Below are 18776 nucleotides of genomic sequence, written 5' to 3' on the forward strand. Positions count from 1 at the left end.
GTATTGCTACCACCGTTCGACTTGCATGTATTAGGCCTGCCGCTAGCGTTCATCCTGAGCCAGGATCAAACTCTCCATTGTAAAATATTCCAAATTCACTACCTAAGTAGGAACGATGTCGAGTGCTGACCCTGCTCACGTATTGACGTCTCGTTGTCTAATTCGTTTCGCTTTGTTTGTCCTGCTGCTTACGCAGTAGAACTACTTACTATTTGTCTATTTCCGTCATTCAAAGAACGTGCGTTACTTCCAATTGAAGCAACCGTGCGGGCCGTTTTTCAAGCCCTTATCTTACCGTTTGTAAGCCCTGTTTGTGATTGGGAGTGCAAAGGTAAGCAACTTTTCTGACTTTCCAAATTCTATGTGAAAAAGTTTTGAAGAGCTTTCTCAGTCGTTTTGGTTGTCTAACCGCCTCCGGTTGAAGCGGGGTGCAAAAGTACGAAAAACTTTTGGCTTTTAAAATATTTTTCGATTTTTTATTTTCGAAGCTGATTTTGATTCCCTCTGCGCTGGCCCGCTGATGAGCAGCTTTAGGCGGTTTGGGAGTGCAAAAGTAGGGCTTTTTGCGGGCTTTACAAGCTGGTGGTGCAATCAAAGCACTTCAGGCTTTCTAATAAACTGGTATTACCCTAATAGCTTGCTGAGGACTAGACAGTTACTAAAGGATATTTTTTTGACTTATATACTGTGCTTGGAGATGCTTCAGGCCTTGAGGAGCGGAGAAGGAAGTAAAACAGGGGTGCCAGGCGGTGTGGAGTAGTTGAAATGGGCGACTTTCAGTAGAACTATAGACGCTAGGCTAGTCTTTGAGTGGCTTATGTAACAAATTAGTGGTCGGTGCGTCGTGTTTGACCCCATGCGGTAGACGCAATAAGCTGGCTGGCCTTGCCTGGGGGCGCATCGTTGCGGTATTTTGTAGCATGGATTTACTCAACGTAACGAACATTAGCTTAGAAGAAAGAGGTAGCGTGGTGCTGGCTCCCATCAGCTTTGGGCAACGGCAGGAACAGAAGCTGGCGCTGGCGGGGGAGAGTGGGGCAGGCAAGAGCACATTGCTGCAAGTGATAGCAGGACTGGTGCAACCCAGTACCGGAGAGGTGCGGGTGATGGGCAGCCGGGTGCGCGGGCCGGCGGTGGCGCTGGTGCCGGGGCACCCAGGGGTGGCGTACTTATCGCAGAAGTCGGACCTACCGAAGTTTTTGCGCGTGGAGCAGGTATTGCAGTATGCCAGCAAGCGGACGGCAGCGGAAACGCATCTCTTATATACACTGTGTCGAATTGACCATTTGCTGGCGCGGCGCACCGATCAGCTTTCGGGAGGCGAGCAGCAGCGGGTGGCGCTGGCGCGCCTATTGCTAGGGTCGCCGGTGCTGCTACTGCTGGATGAGCCTTTTTCGAACCTGGACCGGGTGCATAAGCAAACGATGCAGGCTATACTAGAGGAGTTGGGGGCGCAACTGGGGATTACTTGCCTGCTGGTATCGCACGATGCGGCGGATACGCTGTCGTGGGCAGATGAGCTATTGGTGCTACGCCGGGGGAAACTGGTGCAGCAAGGGCCGCCGACGCAGCTTTATAACCAGCCGGTGGATGAGTACACGGCGGCGCTCTTTGGCGATTATAACCTGGTGCGGGGGGCCGACCGGCTGGCCCTAGCGCCGGGGGGACCGGATGCGCCTACCTTATTAATACGACCCGAACATTTCCGCCTAGTACCGGCTGGGGCGGGCGCGCTGCCGGGATTGGTACGGGCAGTGCGGTTTTTTGGCAGCTACTATGAGGTAGAGGTGGCGCTGCCTAAAAATGTGGTGCGGGCGCGGGTGAGTATGCCTACGGTGGCGGTGGGCGATACGGTAGGCGTGGCCGTGCGGGCCGAAAATACCTGGCCGATTGGGTAAAAGACGCCCCTACCCTACCCTACCCTACCCTACCCTACCCTACCCTACCCTACCCTACCCTACCCTACCCTACCCTACCCTACCCTACCCTACCCTACCCTACCCTACCAACTGCGCGTGAAGCTGGACCAGAGTAGTGGCGGCATCGTCGCACAGACCAGGGTGCACGGGGGAAGTCTGGATGATGGTGCTGCGCTGGGCGGTGAGCCAGCGGAAGCGGGAGGCGATGGCCAGCTGGCCGATAGGGCCGCCGGTGGCCCGGCCCTGGCAGATGCGCTCGAAGGAGCGCAGGCGCTCACGCACATCGGGCAGGTCGAGGTGGGCACCGGCGAAGGCGGCAAGGCGGGTTTCGTTGAGCTCGCAGGTGGCTTGCAGGAAGCCTTGGGACGAGCAGTAGAGGATAACGCCCACGTTTAGAAACTCTTCGCGCTCGACGCGGGGCACTACGCGGAGCACGGCGTACTCAAACAAGTGCTTGGCGGGCATGGTCGGCTTCTTGGGTGAAAGTGGCAGAAACGGCCAGGCGCGCCTCCAGAAAATGCTGATAGTTAGCGCGTTGCTCGTCGGGGGTGAGGTCGGGCTCGATGAGCCACTCGTCGGGGATGGTGGCGATGATGGCGGCCAGCACGGCGGGCGTTAGGCGGGCGCGGCATTCGGCATCGACTGCTGCCAGCTCGGTGGCCTGGGGCAGCAGCACGTGGTCCTTTACCGAGGGAAAAGGCCGGGTGGCCGACTGCACCCACTGCGGGCCGGTGTGGTGCACGTAGAGCGCCGCGCCGTGGTCGATGAGCCACAACTCTTTGTGCCAGAGCAACATATTGGTGTTGCGGGCGGTGCGGTCGACGTTGATGGTGAGGCAATCGAGCCAGACTACCAGGGAGGCGAGGTGGGGCGCTACGGTGGTTACCAAGGGGTCGAAGGTGCTGGCGCCACTCAGGAAGTGCAGCGCCAGGTTGCGGCCGGTGCTAGCCCGCAGCAGGTCCTGGATTTCTTCGTCGGGCTCGGTGCGGCCAAAGGCTTCGTCGAGCTCGCAGAACACGAGCTCGGGCAAGCGTAGGCCGAGAACGCGGGCTATTTCGCCTACTAACAGCTCGGCTATCAGCACTTTAATACCCTGGCCCGCACCCCGGAATTTCACTACGTACATGAAGCCATCGTCGGCTTCGACTAGGGCGGGTAGCGAGCCGCCTTCGCGTAGCGGCGTGATGTAGCGCGTGACGTGGACGGTGCGCAGGGCAAGCGGGTTACTCATTCGGATAAGCAGGGTATAAAAGCCGTTTGTCATTGCGAGCGCAACGAAGTGGAGCGCGGCAATCTTTCCTTGTCATTGGGTTGGTGAGCCAACGATGCGAATGGCAAAGGAAAGATTGCCGCGCTCCACTTCGTTGCGCTCGCAATGACAAACGGCTTCTTATCAGAAATAAACGACCTTATACCAACTGCCGAAGAGCCATCTCGAAAGAGCGCTGGGCGATGCCGGTGGTTTCGGCGCTTTGCTGGCGGGTGCGGGCCAGGGCAGCTTCGATAACCCGGGAGGTATCGTGGAAGATGGCTTGGTCGGTGATTTCAGCCCCGGTTTCCATGAGGTAGGCGAAGACGCGTGCCATGCCACAGTTGGCGATGAAGTCGGGGATGACGGCGCAGTGCGCATCGGCCCACTCGCCGGTGGGGCCGAAGAAGATGGCGGGGTCGGCGAAGGGCACGTTGGCTCCGCACGAAATTACTTCTAAGCCATTGGCTACCAGGGCTTCGACCTGCGCCTGGGTGACGAGCCGCGAGGCGGCGGCGGGCACGAAAATTTCGGCACCGGCCGTCCAGATGCGCTGGCTTACTTCTTCGAAGGATAGCAAGTCGTTGGCGTGCAGCGCGTTGCCGTCGCGGCCCAGGAACAGGGCGCGGACTGCCTCCAGGCTCAGGCCCTCGGGGCGGAGCAGGCCGCCGGCCCGGTCGATGATGCCCACGATTTTGGCACCCTGAGTGGCGAGGTAGTAGGCGGCGGCCGCGCCCACGTTGCCCCAACCCTGGATGATGACGCGCTTGCCGGCTACCGAGTGGCCGCCCCACAGCGTGTAGTAGTGACGCACGGCCTCGGCCACGCCGTAGCCTGTGATGAGGTCGGCCACGGTGTATTTGCGGGCCAGGCTGGGGGTAAACGTGCTATCTTCCAGCACTTTGACTACGCCTTGGCGAAGCTGGCCGAGCTTCTGAATTTTCTGGGGCTCGGTGGCGCGGTAGTGGCCGTTAACCACGCCCTCCTGCGGGTGCCAGAGGCCGAAGTCTTCGGTGAGGGGAATTACTTCGTGAATTTCATCTACGTTGAGGTCGCCGCCGGTGCCATAATAGGCTTTCAGTAAGGGGATTACGGCTTTGTACCAGCGCTCTAGCACACCGCGCTTGCGGGGGTCCTGGGGGTCGAAGTTGATGCCCGACTTGGCCCCGCCGATGGCCGGGCCGGAGACGGTAAACTTGATTTCCATCGTTTTGGCCAGGCTTTCGACCTCGCGCTTATCGAGGCCCTTGCGCATGCGGGTGCCGCCGCCAGCCGCGCCGCCGCGCAGCGAATTGATAACTACCCAGCCTTCGGCTTCGGTTTCGGGGTCTTGCCATTCGAAGACGATTTCGGGGCGCTTTTGCTCGAATTGAGCCAATAGGTCTTGCATGATAACCAAGTAGTTATGAAAAACGGGCCGGCCTGGGGGGCCGGCCCGCGCAACGGGGTGGAAGCAGGGAGAGAGCGAGGGGTAAGCGGCTGTTATTCAATGCGCTCAAGGCGCTGGTCGTCGGTGGCGGCGGCGGGGCTGGCGGGTTCGAGCCACGACTTGTAGTAGACCTCATCATCAAGCTGCATGGCGGCTTCGGTGAGCATGAGGGGGCGGAAGGTGTCAATCATGACGGCCCACTCGTCGGTGCCTGTTTTGCCAATGCTGCGCTCGTAGGCGCCCGGCGCGGGGCCGTGCGGGATGCCGCCGGGGTGCAGGGTGAGGTGGCCGGCGGCTATATTGTTGCGCGACATGAAGTTACCATCCACGTAGTACAGCAGCTCATCAGAGTCGATGTTGGAGTGGTGGTAGGGCGCGGGGATGGCCTGGGGGTGGTAGTCGAACAGGCGCGGCACGAACGAGCAGACCACGAAGGCCTTGGTTTCGAACTGCTGGTGCACAGGTGGCGGCTGGTGCACCTTACCGGTAATAGGCTGAAAATCACGGATGTTCATGCCGTACGGGTAGTTGTAGCCATCCCAGCCCACCACGTCGAAGGGGTGCGACGGGTACAGCAGCTCGTGCAGCACGCCTTGCTTCTTGATTTTTACCACGAAATCGCCCAGCTCGTCGTGGGTTTCCAGCTCGGTGGGCAGCTTGTAGTCGCGCTCCGAGTAGGGCGCGTGCTCCAGCAGCTGGCCGAAGTGGTTGCGGTAGCGCTTGGGCGTGTACACGGGGTGAAACGACTCCACTATAAGCAAGCGGTTATCCTCCGAATCGAATTCGATTTGATAGATGATACCGCGCGGAATCAGCAGGTAATCACCGGGTTCGAACGCAATATTGCCGAGCTGGGTGCGCAACTTGCCCGTGCCTTTGTGCACGAACAGTAACTCGTCGGCATCGGCGTTTTTGTAGAAATACTGGGTCAGCGACTGGCGCGGGGCAGCCAGGCTGATGTGCACGTCGCTGTTGACCAGAATCGGGGTGCGCGATTGCAAGTAGTCGTCCTGCGCGGGCAGGTCGAAGCCCTTGAGCAGCCGGGCCTTGATGCTTTTCTCGACGGCGATTTTGGGGGTGAGGTCGGTTTCGCCCAAAATGTCCTTCACTGTGGTGGGTCGGCGCAGGTGGTACATCAGCGACGACATGCCCTCGAAACCGATGGTGCCGAACAGCTGCTCGTAGTAGAGGCCGCCCTCGGGCTTCTCAAATACCGTGTGGCGCGTGTGGGGCAGCCGGCCGAGCTTGTGGTAGATGGGCATTTTTGAGTGGGGTTATCGTGCTGGGGTCCGGGGGGTGAGGCGCCCGCTAGGGGGCGTAAACCTACAAATTACCCCGGCGGTCTTGCTCGCGCTCCAGGCTTTCGAAGAGGGCTTTGAAGTTGCCGGCGCCGAAGCTTTTGGCCCCTTTGCGCTGGATGATTTCGAAGAATACGGTGGGGCGGTCCTCCACAGGCTTGGTGAAAATCTGGAGCAGGTAGCCTTCCTCGTCGCGGTCGGCCATGATGCGCAGGGCGCGCAGGGCTTCCACGTCCTCGTCAATCTGGCCCACGTGGGCGCGCAGGTTATCGTAGTAGCTGTCGGGGGTGTTGAGAAACTCCACGCCGCGGCTTTTCAGCTCGCGCACGGTGCTGATGATGTCGTTGGTAGCCACCGCGATATGCTGCACGCCTTCGCCCTCATAGAAGGTGAGGTATTCCTCAATCTGCGACTTTTTCTTGCCCTCGGCGGGCTCGTTGATGGGAAATTTCACGTAGCCGTTGCCAGTACTCATCACCTTGCTCATGAGGGCCGAATACTCGGTGGTAATCTGCTTATCGTCAAAGCTTAGGATATTGGCGAAGCCCATCACGTCCTCATACCATTTCACGGTTTCGTTCATGCGGTTCCAGCCCACGTTGCCCACGCAATGGTCTACGTAGAGCAGGCCGGCGGGCGCGGGGTTGAAGCTGGATTCCTGGGCCACGTAGCCCGGCATGAAGGCCCCGGTGTAGTTTTTGCGCTCCACAAAAAGGTGCACCGTTTCGCCGTAGGTGTAGATGCCGGCGGTGCGTACCTCGCCAAACTCGTCGGTGAGGGTGCGGGGCTCCTGGTAGCTGCGGGCACCGCGGCTCATGGTTTTCTCGTAGCTCGCGTAAGCATCATCGACCAGCAGGGCCAGGATTTTTACGCCGTCGCCGTGCTGGCGCACGTGCTCGGCAATGATATGGTCCGATTTCATGGCCGTGGTGAGCACCAGGCGGATTTTGCCCTGCTGCACCACGTAGCTGGCGCGGTCGCGCACGCCGGTTTCGGGGCCGGCATAGGCTACCGTCTGGAAACCAAACGCCGCCTTGTAGTAGTAGGCCGCCTGCTTGGCGTTGCCCACGTAAAATTCGAGGTGGTCGGTGCCGAGCAGGGGCAGGAAATCGGTAGCAGCGCGTTGCTGAAGCTCTTGGGCGACGAGGGTTTCCATATTGTTTGGCTTTTAGCTAGTGGCTTTTGGCTGATGGCTAGTGGCAATCGACAACTGCTAGCTTTAGAAAGCTAACAGCTAGTAGCCAAAAGCCATCAGCCTACTATTAAGTACGCAATACTAACAACTGTTAGCTGCCTTGTCCAATATCGGCTTCTTATGAGGCTGATAAGAATTTCTTATTGAAATTTGCGGCTATGGAACTCCGGCAGCTGCGATACTTTGCTGAGGTAGCCGCTGAGCTACACTATGGCCGAGCGGCCACGCGCCTGTGCGTGTCGCAGCCCGCCTTGAGCCAGCAGATTCAGCTGCTGGAGAGCGAGTTGGGCGTAGAATTGTTTGACCACCAGCAGCGTACGCGGCAGCGCCGGGTGGTGCTCACCGAGGCGGGCACGGCCTTTCTAGCCGAGGCGAAGCAGCTACTTTTTCTCAGCCAGCAAGCTGTGGAAAACGTGCGCCGGGTGGGCTTGCAGCAGAAATCGGTGGAGCTGGGCTATTACCAACTGCTACGGCCCGACCGCCTGGTGGGCATTGTGCAGCGCTTCACGGCAAGCTTTCCCGACGTGCAGTTTCATTTGCACGAGCTGCCCACCTTCCGAGCCGTTCAGGAGGCGCTGGTAGCGGGCCGCATTGCGCTGGGCCTCACCATGTTGCCGCTGCTGCACCCCGAGCTGGCGGCGCGCCCCTTCGGCCAGGGCGGCCTCACGGTGGCCCTGCCCGCCACCCACCCGCTGGCCGCGCTGGCCGAGGTGCCGCTCGAAGCCTTGGCCCACGAAAAGTGGATAGAAATCAGCCGTGCGCTGCACCCGGTGTACGACGAGATTGAGCACCTGTGCCAGCAGGCGGGCTTTAGCCGGCGCGGGGCCATTGTGCAGGAAGTATCGTCGCTGGAGCTGCTGAGCAACCTGGTGCGGCTGGGGCTGGGCGTGGCCTTCGTACCGTCGTTTTTTGACCTGAGCCAAGTGCCGGGCGTGGTGGCGCGGCCGCTGCGAGTGGCGGAGGGCCAGCAGGTAACCATCACGCAATGCGTGGCTTACCTGGCCGAGCGGCCGGCTCCGCTACTGCAAGCGCTGGTGGCGCTCGTAGGGTAAGCTTTGGCTTGCCGGGCGGGCGGCAGATTGGCTTGGCGCCCGGCAAGCTAAAGCTTACCCTACGAGCATTTCGGCTACTTGGCGGCCGGTGCCGAGTGCGGCATTGAGGGAAGGATAGCTCGTCCAGTCGCCGCAGCGGAAGAGGGTGTCGCCGAGGCGAAGCTCTTGCTGCACGGGCTGGCCGGCAGTGTACACGGGCAGCGCGTGCTCGATGCGGTAGGTGCGCAGGTGCCGCCACATGTTGGCCACCGGCCCAAACCACGCCGCTAATTCGGTGCGCAGGTGCGCCGTGAGGGCTTCCTCCGACAACCCGTGCTCGCCGTGGGTGCTTACCGACACCAAGCCTTGACCGGCGGGGGCTACGGCCGCGCTCACCTCGGCCGGGAATGCTACATTGTGCACCAGCGCGCGGGGCTGGGCGTTAAGGTGCAGCAGGCGGCGGCCGTGGCTGGGGGCCGGGCCGGCCGTGGCGAAGTAGGTGCAGGTAGTAACGCGGGCGGCCAACGTGGCGGGAGCCGCGGCAACCGGCAAGCCCGGGCTGGCGCTGAGCAGCCGCGCCGTGGCGGGGCCATCGGTGGCCAACACCACGGCGGCGGTGGCCAGGGTTTCACCATTAGCGAGGTGCACCAGCCGGCCGCCTTCGGAGATGGCCTGCACGGGGGTGTTCAGGCGAATGCTGCCCACGGGCAGGCGGCTCGCCAACTGCTCGGGCAGTTGCTGTATGCCCAGGGCCGGCACCACGGCCGCGCCCTGCATAAACTGCTGGAACACAAACTCAAAGAAATTGCTGGCCGTGTTCAGCTCGCGGTCCAAGTACACACCGCCGAAGAAGGGCTTGAAGAACGTGTTGATAATCTGCTCGCTCCAGCCGAAGCGGCGTAGAAACTCCAGGGTCGAAACGGCTGGCTGGGCCAGTAGCTGCGCGGGCAGGCGGCCCGCCAATTGCGCTACCAGCTTGCCAATCAGCAGCTTGTCTTTGGCCGTGCCGATGGGCGACGCCAACGCCGCAAACGCCATGAGGGGCGCGTGCAATGGGTTTTCGAGGGTGGTTTCTTCGCCCCCCGGCAGCTGGATGAGGGCCCCCGAGCGAAACGATTTCAGGTTGAGGGCCCCGTAGTCGAACATGCGTCGCGCCTCAGGGTAGTTCGTTAATAGAATCTGGAAGCCGCGGTCAAGCCGGAAGCCGTCGGGCGTGAGGTCGGTGCGCACCCGGCCCCCTACCCCATCGGCGGCTTCGAGCAGTAGCACTGGGCGGCCGGCGCGGTGCAGCCAGGTAGCGCAAGCCAGGCCAGCCATGCCGGCGCCGATAATGATAACAGGATTTATATCGCTCATAATCAACTTAAAACAACTTCGGCATCTTGTGTTCTTTCCACTTCTTGCGCGTTTTCATGGTGTAAAACTCGGCTACCCCGGTGCGCTCCAGGGTGAGCTGCCAGGCCCCTAGCACCTGGCCCGGCTGGCGGCCCACCGCCCGCAGGCCGGGGTACTGCTGGCGCAGGGTGCCGGCTTCGGCCAGGGTGAGGTCGTGGCCCGGCTGGCCGTGGCAGCGCAGGCACAAGCTGTTGGCCAGCGTGATGGGGCGCTGGTAATAAAACGTGTCGGCGGCGGGGCGGCCGATGAGGCGCATGGTATCGGGGCGCAGGCCGGAGGCGGCCACGGCAGCCGGGGTGGCGCTGGCCGTAGCGGGCTGCCACTCGGCGCGGCGCGGCACCATGTGCCACTTGCGGGCCATTGAATCGACGGCTGGGTAAGCTTGTGGGCGGCAGAAACTAGCGGCCTGAGCCACCCCACCCTTGCGCAGCTCGCGGGCCAGGGTGCGGCGCAGCAGCGTATCGGCGTAGGCCGTGAGCGAGTCGCCAGCCCAGCGCGTGGATTGCAGCAAGTCACTGGGCATGATGCGCTTAACTTCCCAGTTGGCCGTTTCCTCGGCTATTTCCTTGGTGCCGGTGAGGTGACGCACCTGGTCGGGCCGGCAGGCGGCCAGCGCCAGCAGGGCGGGCAGGACAAACTTGATTTTCGACAAACCCATACTGCGGCAACTGCTTTTGCGGTGCGAAGGTTGCGCGGGGGTAACTGAGTTGCTGAGTAAATGAGTAGGGTTAAGGCTGTTTGGCAGGCAGAAAGGGCCCATTAGCACGCCATACTTCACTACCTGGTTGCCAGACGAGTCAGACGCACTAAAAAATTAATAATTAATCATAAACCCTTACTCATTTACTCAGCTATTCATTTACTACCGCTAACCCAGCAGCCACGCCCGCAGCGCCTCATAGCTCGGGGCCAGCGGCACACTGTGCTTGGGCTTTTCGAGCAGGTAATGCAGGGCAGCCGGCAGTTCAATTTTGCGGCCGATGAGCGGCTCAACCACCTCCGGGAACTTCACTGGGTGGGCCGTGGCCAGCAGAAAGCCAGCGGCGGCCGGGTATTCCCGCAAGTAGTCTTCCAGGGCAACAAAGGCCACCGCGCCGTGTGGGTCGAGCAGGTAACCGCGCTCGGCCTCCACGCGCCGGATGGTGGCACTGGTATCAGCGTCGGTTATGGTGTAGCCACTCAGCAGCTGTCTGATTATAACGTGCTCATGCTTAAAGAGTTCAAGAATACGCACGAAGTTGCTGGGGTGGCCCACGTCCATAGCGTTGGAGATAGTGGGCACGGCCATTTTGGGCGCGAAGATGGCCGTGCGCAAGTACTCGGCCCCGGCGTCGTTGGCGTTGCAGGCTGCGATGAAGTGGCCCACTGGCAGGCCCGAGGCGTGGGCCAGTAGCCCGGCGCAGAGGTTGCCAAAGTTGCCACTGGGCACCGCAATAACCGGCGGCGCGGCCGGCGCCCACTGCTGCATCGCAAACAAGTAGTAAAGCTGCTGCGGCAGCCAGCGCGCCACGTTGATGGAGTTGGCCGAGGTGAGCGTGCGCCGGCTGGTCAGCTGCTCATCCAAAAACGCCTGCTTTACCAGGCGCTGGCAGTCATCAAAATTACCGTTAATTTCCAGAGCCTTAATATTTTGGCCCAGCGTGGTGAGCTGCAATTCCTGCAAGGGGCTTACCTTACCCGAGGGGTAGAGAATGACCACTTCCACGCCCGGCACGCCCAGGAAGCCATGCGCCACGGCCCCGCCCGTATCGCCGGAGGTGGCCACCAGCACCGTTATGGGCGCAGTTTCGCCCCGCGAAAAGTAGCCCAGGCAGCGGCTCATAAACCGCGCCCCCACATCCTTAAACGCCAGCGTGGGGCCGTGAAACAGCTCCAGCGCGCCAATTTGCCCGGTAATGGGCACCAGCGGAAACGGAAAATCCACCGTTTCGGCGCAGATGCGGCGCAGGTCGGCTTCCGGGATGGTGTCGCCCACGTAGGGCTGCATCACGGTGTAGGCGATGTCGGCCGGCGAGAAGTTGGGCAGGTTTTTCAGGAAATCTTCCGAAAACTGCGGGATGGTTTCGGGGAAGTACAGGCCGCCGTCAGGCGCTTGGCCGGCGATGGTGGCGGCGCGAAAATCAACGGGTGGCGAATGGCGGTTGAGGCTGTAGTACTGCATACTGTTGCGCTAGCGGAGGCCTCACCCCCCGGCCCCAAAGGGGTCTCGTGAGGCGACCGTTAGGCTACTACCCGCGCCCCCTGGCTGGCAATGGGCCCCACGTGCAAGTGAAAATCAATCCCCATTTTGCGGTACACGCTGCCCATCGCCTCGGCCGCCGCGTGGGCAGTAGCTTCATCCTTATTCAGCATAAAAATGGACGGGCCCGAGCCCGAAATACCGCCACCCAGCGCCCCGGCGGCCAGGGCCAGCCGCTTGGCTTCGCCCAGGCCGGGGATGAGCGAGGCACGGGCCGGCTCCACAATGTAGTCTTCCAGGGCGCGGCTAATCAGCTCGTTATCATTGGTGAGGAAGCCAGCGACCAGGCCGCCCACGTTGGCCCACTGGCGCACGGCCAGGCCGAGCGGCACGGTGGGGGGCAGCACGGCGCGGGCCTCCTGGGTGCGTACCTCAAACTGCGGGTGCACCACGGCCACCCACAGCGGCGGGGCGGGTAGGGCCACCACATCGAGCACCGGCTGCACGGCCCGCACCAGCGTGAAGCCCCCGCAAATGGCGGGCGCAATGTTGTCGGCGTGGCGCACACCCGAGGCCACGGCTTCGCCATACATCGCCATGTCAATCAGCTCTTTATGGGTGAAGCGATTGCCTAGCAGCGCGTTAGCCGCCACTACCGCGCCCGCCGCGCTGGCCGCGCTGCTGCCAATGCCGCTACCCGGCCGAATGCCCTTCGTAATCTCCACCTCGAAGCCCAGGGGCTCGGGCACGGCGCGTAGCAGCGCTAGCAGGGCCGCGCCGGCCACGTTGCGGTTGGGGTCGGTGGGCAGGTTGTAGGCATCAGTATGCCTGATGGTTATGCCCGGCTGGTCGCGGCGCGTGAGGCGCACGATGTCGTAGGGCTCGGTGAGGCAGAGGCCCAGCACGTCGAAGCCGCAGCCAACGTTGGCGATAGTGGCGGGCGCGTGCACGGTGACGGAAGAGGGAAGTGGCATGATGGGCAGTCCCCCCGGCCCCACTCTGCTTTATCCGCAGAATCCTGCGGGGGAGGGGGGGCCGGGGCAGCGCAGGCTTATGAGTTTAAAAATCGTTGGGCTCCCCCTCTCCCGCAGGGTTCTGCGGATAAAGCAGAGTGGGGCCGAGGGGTGGGGCTGCTACAAGCGGGCGGCGCGGATTATATCGGCAAACACGCCCGAGGCCGTGACCTCCGCGCCCGCGCCCGCGCCCTTCACCACCAAGGGCTGCTCGGGGTAGCGGTCGGTGTAGAAGAGCACCACGTTATCCTTGCCGCGCAGTTCGTAGAGGTCGTGTCCGGGCGCGATTTGCTGCAAGCCCACGGCGGCGTGGCCATCGGCGTACTGGGCCACGAATTTGAGGCGCTTGTTTTGGCGGGCCGCGTCGTCGTAGAGGGCGCGGAAGTGCGGCTCGTGCCCGGCCAGCTGCTCGTAGAAAGCAGCCACGTCACCTTCTAGGCAACTCGCGGGCAGGAAGCTTTCGTTGGCTACATCGCTCATTTCCAGGGCCTGGCCGGCTTCGCGGGCCAGAATGAGGATTTTGCGGGCCACGTCCGAGCCGTTGAGGTCGAGGCGCGGGTCGGGCTCGGTGTAGCCTTCGACCTGGGCCTGGCGCACCACCTCGGCGAAGGGCCGGGTGCCGTCGTAGTTGTTGAACACGAAGTTGAGCGTGCCCGAGAGCACCGCCTGCATGCGGCGCACCACGTCGCCGCTGCGGGTGAGGTCGCCGAGCGTGCCGATGACGGGCAGCGCCGCGCCCACGTTGGTTTCAAACAGGTACTTAGTGTTGAACTCCTGGGCCAGCTGCTTGAGGCGCCGATAACTGGCATAGTCAGCCGAGGCGGCCACTTTGTTGCAGGCTACCACTGCAATGCTTTTGGCCAGCAGCGGCGCGTAGTGGCCGGCGGCGGCGGGGTTGGCCGTTACGTCCACGAAGATGGAATTGCGCAGGTTCTTGCTGATAATGAGCTGGGTAAACTCCTCCAGCGTGAGCTGCGGGGCTTCATTCAACTCCTCGGGCCAAGTGCTTAGGTCGAGGCCGCCTTCGTCGCTCACCAGGCAGTGGCGGCTGTTGGCAATGGCCACCACGCGCAGGTCGAGGCCGAGCTTGTCGCGCAGGTAGGGCTGCTGCTGGGCCAGCTGGGCCAGCAGCCGGCCGCCCACGTTGCCGGGGCCTAAGATGAAGATATTCACCTGCTTATACGTAGCCTCAAAGAACTCCTCGTGCAGCACGTTGATAGCCTTGCGCACATCATCGGCCCGAATAACGGTCGAGATATTCCGCTCGCTCGCGCCCTGCGCTATTGCTCTGATATTGACCCCGTTGTGCCCCAGCGCGGTAAACAAGCGCCCGCTGATACCGGGGTGGTTTTTCATGTTTTCGCCCACCAGCGCCACAATGGCCAGACCGGTTTCGGGCCGCAGCGGCTCCAGGCGGCCGGTGGCTATTTCGGCAGCAAACTCTTCATTGACAACTGCTTGCGCAGCGGGTACGTCGGCCTCGTTCACGCCCACGCAAATGGAGTGCTCCGAGGAGCTTTGCGTGATGAGCACCACGTTGATGCGGGCCCGCGCCAGCGCCGCAAACAGCCGCGCCGAAAAGCCCGGCACGCCCACCATGCCGCTGCCCTCCAGGTTGAGCAAGGCCAAACTGCCGATGCTCGACAGGCCGCGCACTACGGCCGGGCTGGGCGGCGGGGCCACCTCCACCAGCGTGCCGTAATCGTGGGGCGCGAAGGTGTTTTTAATCCACATCGGGATGCCGCGCTGGCGCACGGGCTGCACCGTGGGCGCGTACAGCACCTTGGCCCCGAAGTGCGACAGCTCCATGGCCTCCTCGTAGCTGATGCGCGGAATGGGCCGCGCCGAGCGCACCAGGCGCGGGTCGGCGGTGAGCATGCCGCTCACGTCGGTCCAGATTTCGAGCTTCTCGGCACCCAGCGCGGCGGCCAGGATGGCGGCCGTGTAGTCGGAGCCACCGCGGCCCAGCGTGGTGGTGTGGCCAGCGGCATCGGCGGCGATAAAGCCGGGCGCTACCCACAGGCTTTCCGTAGTATTTTTTTGAAAATCAGCTACTTGCTTGTTCGTAGCCGCCTCCGCTACCTGCGCCATGCCGAAGCGCGAGTCGGTGCGAATGAGCAGCCGGCTATCGGCCCAGACGGCAGCCAGGCCACGGGCCTGAAACGCGGCTACCACGAGGCACGACGACAGCAGCTCGCCGTAGCTCATGAGGCGGTCCAGGGTGCGTGGCGAGAGCTCGCCCAGGGCAAAAATACCGTCGGCCAGCCGGGCCAGCTCCGCAAACTGGGCGGTGAGCCAGGGCTGAATCGCGGCCTGGGCGGCGGCGCTGGGCAGCAGGGCCTCGGCGGCGGTGAGGTGGCGGGCTTCGAGCTGGCGCAGGGTGGCGCGGAAGGTTTCGTCGGCGGCGGCGGCGGCGCGGCCGGCCCCAATGAGGGCGTCGGTGGTGCCGCCCAGCGCCGATACGACCAGCACCACTGGTCCCTCGGCCAGCGCGCTCGTCACGATGGCCATTACTTTCCCGATGTTTTCGGCGGAGGCCACCGACGTGCCCCCAAACTTCAATACTTGCATACTAAACAGGTGTCGAAAGCCCGGCCCGCCGCAACCGGCCGCGCAGTAAGGAAGGGGCCTGGCGTGGGTGGGAAAGACAACCCCAGGCAGCGTAAAGAACTGGCGCGGAACGCCGACCGCAAAGGACGTTGTTACCCAACCGTATCTTTGCAAACTACTGACTATTTTTTTCGACCACAAAATGCTGGATAAACTCGAAGCCATCCGCGAGCGCTACGATACCGTGAACCATGAGCTGATGCAGCCCGAGGTGATGAGCGACATGAAGCGCTTCAAGACCCTTAACAAGGAATTTAAAGAGCTGGGCAAAATCGTGGTTGCCTACCGCGCTTACCAGCAGGTACTCAGCAATATAGAGGGTGCCCGCCAGGTCGTGTCGACCGAAAAAGACGAGGATTTCCGCGAGATGGCCAAGGCTGAGCTCGACGACTTGGTGCCCGAGGCCGACCGCATGGAGGTGGCCATCAAGGAGTTACTGATTCCGAAGGACCCCAACGATTCGAAGGACGTGATTATGGAAATTCGGGCCGGCGCGGGCGGCGACGAGGCTTCCCTGTTTGCCGGCGACTTGCAGCGCATGTACCTGCGCTTTGCCGAAAAGCAGGGCTGGAAAATGGAATTGGTGGACGCCATGGACGGCACTGCCGGCGGCTACAAGGAAATTGTGCTCGCCGTGAAGGGCGAGGACGTGTACGGCAAGCTCAAGTTTGAGAGCGGCGTGCACCGCGTGCAGCGCGTGCCGGCCACCGAAACCCAAGGCCGCATTCACACCTCGGTGGCCTCCATCGTGGTAATGCCCGAGGCGGAGGAATTTGATATCGACCTGGATATGAACGACATCCGCAAGGATTTGTTTATGTCATCCGGCCCCGGCGGGCAGTCGGTAAACACTACCTACTCGGCCGTGCGCCTCACCCACTTACCCACCGGCATCGTGGCTCAGTGCCAAGACCAGAAATCGCAGCTCAAGAACTTCGACAAGGCGCTGGGCGTGTTGCGCTCGCGCATCTTCGAGATTGAGCTGGCTAAGAAGAACGAGGCCGAAGGCGCCATCCGCAAGAGCATGATTGGCAGCGGCGACCGCTCGGACAAAATCCGCACCTACAACTACCCCCAGGGCCGCGTAACCGACCACCGCATCGGCTACACCGTGCACAACCTGCCCAACGTGATGGACGGCAACATCGACGACTTCGTGGAGCAGCTGCGCCTGGCCGAAAGCGCCGAGCGCCTGAAAGTAGGCGTGTCGTAGAAACTTCGCCCTGAAGAAAGCACCCCAAAAAGAACGTCATGCTGAGCCTGCCGAAGCATCTCGCTCGCACCGTTGGAGCACTCCCCCAACGAAGCGGCAGAGGTGCTTCGGCAAGCTTGGCCTGACGTTCTTGCATTGCGCCAAGTACCAGGGAGGCGCCCGTGTCGTTTCAGCTTTACCGCTACGCCTACCTTATGATTAAGAAGCTACTTTTTCCCGTTCTCCTGCTGCTGAGTGCCTTTTCCAGCCTGACCATGCCCGGTTGCAAGCCCCGCGAAGAGCAGCTGCAAACCAGCGGCAGCCTGGCCTTTTCGGCCGATACGGTGAAGTTTGACACGGTTTTTACCACTATCCGCACCGTTACCAAGCGGCTGTGGGTGTACAACCGCAACGCCAGAGCGGTAGCCGTGGACCTCGTGAGCCTCGACAACCCCGCCACCTCGCCCTACACCCTGGTGGTGAACGGCGACCTCAAGCAAACGGCGACCAACCTCTTCATCAGGGGCAATGATAGCCTGCTCATCCTGGTGCGCGCCCAACTGAAAGATAACGGCCAGAACGGCCTGGCCAAAGACCTGGTAATCCAGGAAAACCTGAACTTCCGCACCAACGGCCAGGACCAGCACGTGTTGCTCCGCTCGTTTGGGCAAAATATTTATCTGCACGATGGCACGTCGGCACCCACAGTCCTTTCCTGCAATGCGGTGTGGGCCAACGACCGCCCGCACGTCCTTTATGGACAAGTGGTGGTAGGCTCAACCTGCACACTGCGCATCAAGCCGGGCACCCGCATTTATGCCCACGCGGGCGCGGCGCTCCTCGTGGCGGGCCGGCTGCTCGTGAATGATGCGGCCGACTATACGCCCGGCTCCAAAGAAACCGATACCGTGAAGGCCACCAACCCCAATATCGTGCGCTTTGTGGGCGACCGCAGCGGCGAAACGCAGTTTGCCACCGCGCCGGGCCAGTGGACGGGCATCGTGTTTCTGCCTGGTAGCCAGGGCAATGTCATCCGCTACGCCCAAATTCAGAACGCTACCGTGGGGGCGCTGCTCTACAACCCCGACAATGGCGTGCAGCCGGAACTGACCATCCAAAACAGCGTTATCCGCTACATTTCGGGGGCCAGCGTGAGCTTTGCCGGCATGGCCAGCAACATCGGGGCGGGGGCCGGCATTCTGAATATTCTGGGGAAGGTTACGGCTACCAACACACTGTTCAGCGATTGCTACGAGTATGCCCTGCTGAGCCAGGGCGGTAGTAACTTCTTGAATTTCTGCACAATAGCTAACTTTCCCGCCACGGGCGGCGTGCGCAAAACGGCCTCGTTGCGCTTCACCAACTTGGTAACCGACTCGAAGGGCGTCACCAGCCCCAAGTCGCCCATCGTATCGGTGCGCAACTCCATTGTGTGGGGCTCCATTGAGGACGAGCTGTTTTTTGACCAATACGACGCTTACAAGACCAACGTGAGCGTGCGCAACTCGGTCCTCAAGACTCAGCTGTATATGGCCACGGCCGATGCCACCCCCGACAAGCCGGGCCTGGCAGCCGTGGCTTATACTAACTTAGTAAATACAGACCCGCTTTTCGTGCGGCCCATCGGCGGCGGCTCTGGTGATTATCGCCTCGGCAAGATGTCGGTGGCCAGCAAGCGCAGCAGCCCGGTGGGCAACGACGTGCCCAACCGCGACTTACTCAACCTGCCCCGTGCACAAGCCGCAGGTACCCCCAGCCTGGGAGCCTACGAAAGCACCCCCAAGTAACTAGCTTCTTTAGCCCACATGCGCTATATTCAGAAACGCCTGCGCCTGCCCGCCGTAGCCGAGGGTTTTCACCTCATCACCGACCTGCTGCTGAGCGAGCTGCCCGAGCTGGAAGCTATGCGCGTGGGCACGGCCAGCTTCTTTATTCAGCACACCTCGGCCAGCCTGTTTCTCACCGAGAACGCCGACCCCACCGTGCGGCGCGATTTTCAAGCGTATTTCCAACGCCTGGCCCCCGACAATGCGCCCTACTTCCAACACACTCTGGAAGGCCCCGACGATATGACGGCCCACCTCAAGGCGGCCATGCTGGGCAACTCCGTCACGGTGCCCATCGCTAATGGCGGCTTGGCCCTGGGCACCTGGCAGGGCCTGTGCCTGGGCGAGCACCGCCGCCACGGCGGCCGCCGCTGGGTAGTAGTTACCCTCCTGGGCGAGTAGCGCAGGCTTTCCAGTTCGCAAGCAAGTAGCGCGAAGTG

The 18776-nt window shown here is 62.0% G+C and carries 15 protein-coding genes and 1 rRNA gene; 5 read left to right on the plus strand and 11 right to left on the minus strand.

Going from position 1 to position 18776, the window contains the following annotated elements; genetic code table 11:
* Nucleotides 1-81, minus strand: a 16S ribosomal RNA gene (locus QMK33_RS16340); the annotation flags it as partial.
* 839 nt (nt 82-920) lie between these two features.
* Between QMK33_RS16340 and QMK33_RS16345 the strand changes: the two genes are divergently transcribed.
* Nucleotides 921-1898: an ABC transporter ATP-binding protein gene (locus QMK33_RS16345; RefSeq protein WP_283565689.1), complete on the plus strand. Its 978-nt coding sequence runs from the start codon at nt 921-923 to the stop codon at nt 1896-1898.
* A 99-nt stretch (nt 1899-1997) separates the two neighbouring features.
* On the opposite strand, the gene QMK33_RS16350 is transcribed toward QMK33_RS16345, so the two are convergent.
* The 5 genes from QMK33_RS16350 to hppD form a co-directional block, all read right to left on the minus strand.
* On the minus strand, nt 1998-2384 hold the full coding sequence (locus QMK33_RS16350) for a DUF3037 domain-containing protein (RefSeq protein WP_283565690.1): 387 nt from the start codon (nt 2382-2384) through the stop codon (nt 1998-2000).
* Nucleotides 2362-3150, minus strand: a complete 789-nt coding sequence (locus QMK33_RS16355) for a HipA family kinase (protein ID WP_283565691.1) — start codon at nt 3148-3150, stop codon at nt 2362-2364. The genes QMK33_RS16350 and QMK33_RS16355 overlap by 23 nt, the downstream gene beginning before the upstream one ends.
* Before the next feature lie 178 nt (nt 3151-3328).
* Complete coding sequence (locus QMK33_RS16360) at nt 3329-4558, minus strand: Glu/Leu/Phe/Val dehydrogenase dimerization domain-containing protein (protein ID WP_283565692.1); 1230 nt, start codon at nt 4556-4558, stop codon at nt 3329-3331.
* 92 nt (nt 4559-4650) lie between these two features.
* A complete protein-coding gene (locus QMK33_RS16365; protein WP_283565693.1) occupies nt 4651-5859 on the minus strand; it encodes a homogentisate 1,2-dioxygenase in 1209 nt (402 codons plus the stop codon).
* Between the two features lie 61 nt (nt 5860-5920).
* Nucleotides 5921-7051, minus strand: coding sequence for a 4-hydroxyphenylpyruvate dioxygenase (gene hppD / locus QMK33_RS16370; RefSeq protein WP_283565694.1), 1131 nt, complete (start codon nt 7049-7051; stop codon nt 5921-5923).
* A gap of 197 nt (nt 7052-7248) precedes the next feature.
* Between hppD and QMK33_RS16375 the strand changes: the two genes are divergently transcribed.
* The gene (locus QMK33_RS16375; protein WP_283565695.1) at nt 7249-8142 is read left to right on the plus strand and encodes a LysR substrate-binding domain-containing protein; all 894 of its coding nucleotides are present in this window, start codon (nt 7249-7251) and stop codon (nt 8140-8142) included.
* Nucleotides 8143-8196: 54 nt separating this feature from the next.
* Here QMK33_RS16375 and QMK33_RS16380 read toward each other — a convergent pair whose 3' ends face one another.
* The 5 genes from QMK33_RS16380 to thrA form a co-directional block, all read right to left on the minus strand.
* The gene (locus QMK33_RS16380) at nt 8197-9477 is read right to left on the minus strand and encodes a protoporphyrinogen/coproporphyrinogen oxidase (protein WP_283565696.1); all 1281 of its coding nucleotides are present in this window, start codon (nt 9475-9477) and stop codon (nt 8197-8199) included.
* Between the two features lie 7 nt (nt 9478-9484).
* Complete coding sequence (locus QMK33_RS16385) at nt 9485-10174, minus strand: c-type heme family protein (protein WP_283565697.1); 690 nt, start codon at nt 10172-10174, stop codon at nt 9485-9487.
* A 210-nt stretch (nt 10175-10384) separates the two neighbouring features.
* A complete protein-coding gene (gene thrC, locus QMK33_RS16390; protein ID WP_283565698.1) occupies nt 10385-11677 on the minus strand; it encodes a threonine synthase in 1293 nt (430 codons plus the stop codon).
* Nucleotides 11678-11736: 59 nt separating this feature from the next.
* Nucleotides 11737-12669 (minus strand): homoserine kinase, encoded by a 933-nt coding sequence (locus QMK33_RS16395; RefSeq protein WP_283565699.1) that lies wholly within the window; start codon nt 12667-12669, stop codon nt 11737-11739.
* A 159-nt stretch (nt 12670-12828) separates the two neighbouring features.
* On the minus strand, nt 12829-15279 hold the full coding sequence (thrA, locus tag QMK33_RS16400; RefSeq protein WP_283565700.1) for a bifunctional aspartate kinase/homoserine dehydrogenase I: 2451 nt from the start codon (nt 15277-15279) through the stop codon (nt 12829-12831).
* Between the two features lie 181 nt (nt 15280-15460).
* Between thrA and prfA the strand changes: the two genes are divergently transcribed.
* The 3 genes from prfA (at nt 15461) to QMK33_RS16415 (ending at nt 18738) form a co-directional block, all read left to right on the plus strand.
* Complete coding sequence (gene prfA, locus QMK33_RS16405; protein WP_283565701.1) at nt 15461-16531, plus strand: peptide chain release factor 1; 1071 nt, start codon at nt 15461-15463, stop codon at nt 16529-16531.
* 194 nt (nt 16532-16725) lie between these two features.
* Nucleotides 16726-18297 carry a hypothetical protein gene (locus tag QMK33_RS16410; RefSeq protein ID WP_283565702.1) on the plus strand — a complete coding sequence of 524 codons (1572 nt, stop codon included), beginning with the start codon at nt 16726-16728 and terminating at the stop codon, nt 18295-18297.
* An 18-nt stretch (nt 18298-18315) separates the two neighbouring features.
* Nucleotides 18316-18738 carry a secondary thiamine-phosphate synthase enzyme YjbQ gene (locus QMK33_RS16415; RefSeq protein WP_283565703.1) on the plus strand — a complete coding sequence of 141 codons (423 nt, stop codon included), beginning with the start codon at nt 18316-18318 and terminating at the stop codon, nt 18736-18738.
* Nucleotides 18739-18776: the final 38 nt, after the last annotated feature.

The sequence above is a fragment of the Hymenobacter sp. H14-R3 genome (assembly GCF_030063445.1).
Lineage (GTDB): Bacteria > Bacteroidota > Bacteroidia > Cytophagales > Hymenobacteraceae > Hymenobacter.